General features: G+C 64.8%; 3 protein-coding genes and 1 pseudogene. 2 read left to right on the forward strand and 2 right to left on the reverse strand.

The features are described 5' to 3' along the window. A partial coding sequence (locus tag ACXJKR_RS29030; protein ID WP_457325797.1) for a carbohydrate-binding protein occupies window positions 1-1,278 on the forward strand: 1,278 nt, incomplete at its 5' end. A gap of 295 nt (window positions 1,279-1,573) precedes the next feature. Next, complete coding sequence (locus ACXJKR_RS29035) at window positions 1,574-2,356, forward strand: PEP-CTERM sorting domain-containing protein (protein WP_457325798.1); 783 nt, start codon at window positions 1,574-1,576, stop codon at window positions 2,354-2,356. Between the two features lie 5 nt (window positions 2,357-2,361). Here ACXJKR_RS29035 and ACXJKR_RS29040 read toward each other — a convergent pair. After that, window positions 2,362-2,577, reverse strand: a pseudogene (locus ACXJKR_RS29040) (ABC transporter permease); the annotation flags it as partial. Window positions 2,578-2,581: 4 nt separating this feature from the next. Further along, the coding region (locus ACXJKR_RS29045) for a TauD/TfdA dioxygenase family protein (protein ID WP_457325799.1) at window positions 2,582-2,791 on the reverse strand (210 nt) is incomplete at its 5' end.

The raw sequence follows: 2,791 nt of genomic DNA on the forward strand, positions 1-2,791 counted from the left end.
AACCTGGACTTCAACGCTTCTGCGGCGGGCAAAACCCCGACTGGCAGCGACGGCGCCGTCTTGCGCGTGACCCGCCCGGACGGCATCACCGGCGAAATCAATGGCGGCATCTACCAGGCCATCACCCTCGAAGGCGGCCAGACCTACGCATTGAACGGCGTATTCAAGGACAACGGCAGTGCCAACACCTGGGCCGAGATGTACCTGCTCGACAAGGAGCCGGTGCAGGGCAAGGACGTCATCGACATGAATGGCAAGGTGGATTTCACCACCGCCACCGTGGCTGAAATCGAGAACCTGTTCAAGAGCTACGCCACCCAGGCCTACGAAGTTCACTCCGGCCTGGCCCAATGGATGGTGAGCACGACCGCGCCGGAAGTCTTCCAATTGCCGGCACGCCCAGCCAACCTGAAACTGGCCGAAGGCGGCAACGGCAACGGGCTCAGCTGGGATGCGAGCAGCGATGCCAAGGTCACCGGCTACAGCGTCTACCGCGCGATCGGCGCCGGCGGCGCTTTCGCCAAGCTCGCCGAAAAAGTCACCACCGCCACCTACACGGACGCCACCGCGGCCACTGGCACGACCTATTACTACGTGGTGACTGCACTGACCGCGGCCAACGAAAGCTATTACAGCGACGCCGCAAGCACCGCCGTCCTCGCGGTGCCGGTACCTGCGACCCTGCAGGCTGAGGCCTTCACGGGCATGAACGGCGTCCAGACCGAGACCTGCACCGACACCGGCGGCGGCCAGGACGTCGGCTACTTTGATCCCGACGACTACATCGAATTCAAGATCAACGTGGCCGCCGCTGGCAACTTCACCATCGACTACCGCTTGGCGAGCGCCAATGGCAGCACCGGTTTTGAAGTCTGGGTTGATGGCGCCAAAGCTGTCGATGTCATGGCCGTTCCCAACACCGGTGGCTGGCAAACCTGGGCCACCAAAACCAGCACCAGTTTCGCCATGACAGCCGGCAACCACACCCTGCGCCTGAAATCCATCGGCAAGGAGTGGAATCTGAACTGGCTGAAGGTGAACGCGCAGTATGGATCTCCAGACGAAGTCAATCTCTCAATCTCCCGATCCTCACCGGCGCATTGGGCCGGTGGAGGCGGCGACCCCATGGCTCGCCGAGAGGCTCATGAGGTGATCTCATCGCTCTGTTTGCGGCCTTCGAGATCCTGCTGCGACACGACCGCGACCGTGTATCGCCCGACATTCAGCAAGCGCATGACGCCGCGATGCGCCTTGTCTGCCAAGCGTGAAGTGGCATAGGGGCCTAGCATCTTGACAGGGTAAAGACCCTCTCCGTCGACGACCTCGACCCAGTGTGCGTCGTCTTTTCCGGTCGTCATCCTCTTGATTCCTCTCGGGTGTTGAGCTGCCTCGCGCAGGGCTGCCATGACCTGAACTGTGCAGACCTTCGGTGAGGTCGGTATGAGGTCAGTGTGAAGTTCCAGGACGCAAGGCAGGCGCCGGCCTGCATGAGCCCCCTAGAACCTGAGGCTGCCGCCCACACCCCCACAGGCCTACGCTTCGCCACTTGTCATTGCCAAGCCTGGAGGCGCTCATGCCCACCTCGCGAATCGCGCTGGCCCTGTCGGGTGCCCTGTTGCTGGCCGCGGCCGGCATCGTTCAGGCCAACACCCTTGCGCCGGCCGCCGTGGCCGGCAAGGTTTCCTTCAACTTCGAACCACCAGCCGCCATTCAGGTCGACGGCTTCGGCAGCTTCCCGCTGCTCGGCCCGGGCGGCCAGGTTCGGCTCGACGCATCGCCCCTGCCCAGCCCATCGTTGTACGCCGAGGTCGGGGTTGGCCCCGGCTTCACCGGGCGGGCCAGCGCGCAACTGACCTACCAGATGCAGGTCGTCGCCCCACCGGGCGCGGACCCGAATGCGGATGTGGGCGTGAACGCCGCCGTGGCCGGGCGGGTGCTGGGCTCGTCGAACAATGTCGACCCCTTCGCCGGCTTTGCGATGAAGGCGCAATGGCTGCTGGAAGACGTGAGCCTCGGCCTACAGCCGGTCTTCAGCGACGGCATCGAAACTGGCGCGCTGCAGGGCAGCTTCAATCAGAGCTTCGACCACGACGTCGCGCTGTTGCTCAAGCCCAGCCATATCTACCGCGTGACGCTGGTTGCCGACGCCTTCGCCGGCGCTTCGTCGGGGCCCTGGGCCATTGCCACCGCCTATATCGACCCCGTGTTCACCTTCGCCGGCGGCGTCGGCCCGGGCTACGCATTCGAGTTCAGCGCGGGCATCGGCAACGCACCCATCCCGGAGCCCGGTGCATGGGCGTTGCTCACGGTGGGACTGCTCGCACTCGGGCTCCGCATGCGCAGACGCGCCGGCTGACAAACTCAGCGCTGCACGCCCCAACGCCTCACCGTCAACCGCTCGACGGTGTCGAAGAGGAAGCGCTCGACCAGCCAGCTGATCAGCACGATGGTGGCCAGGCCGGCGAACACGCGGTCGGTCAGCGGCTCGTTGCGGCTCTGGAAGATGTACCAGTCCAGGCCACCGCTGCCCGATGATGCGCCGAAGAAGAACTCGGCCGCGATCAGCGTGCGCCAAGCATGATCAGAACGGCTTGTCGCCCTCGATGGTGGTGCGGTGCAGGCGGCGACGCATCTGCGGTGGGCAGCCGGCGGCCAGGTGGGTGACGGAGCGGTTGTCCCAGAACACCATGTCGTGGGGCAGCCATTGGTGGCGGTACTGCAGTTCGGGCCGCGTGCCGTAGGCAAACAGCTCGGCCAGCAGATTGCGGCTCTCGTCCTCGGAAACATCGAC

The organism is Roseateles sp. P5_E11 (assembly GCF_054049355.1).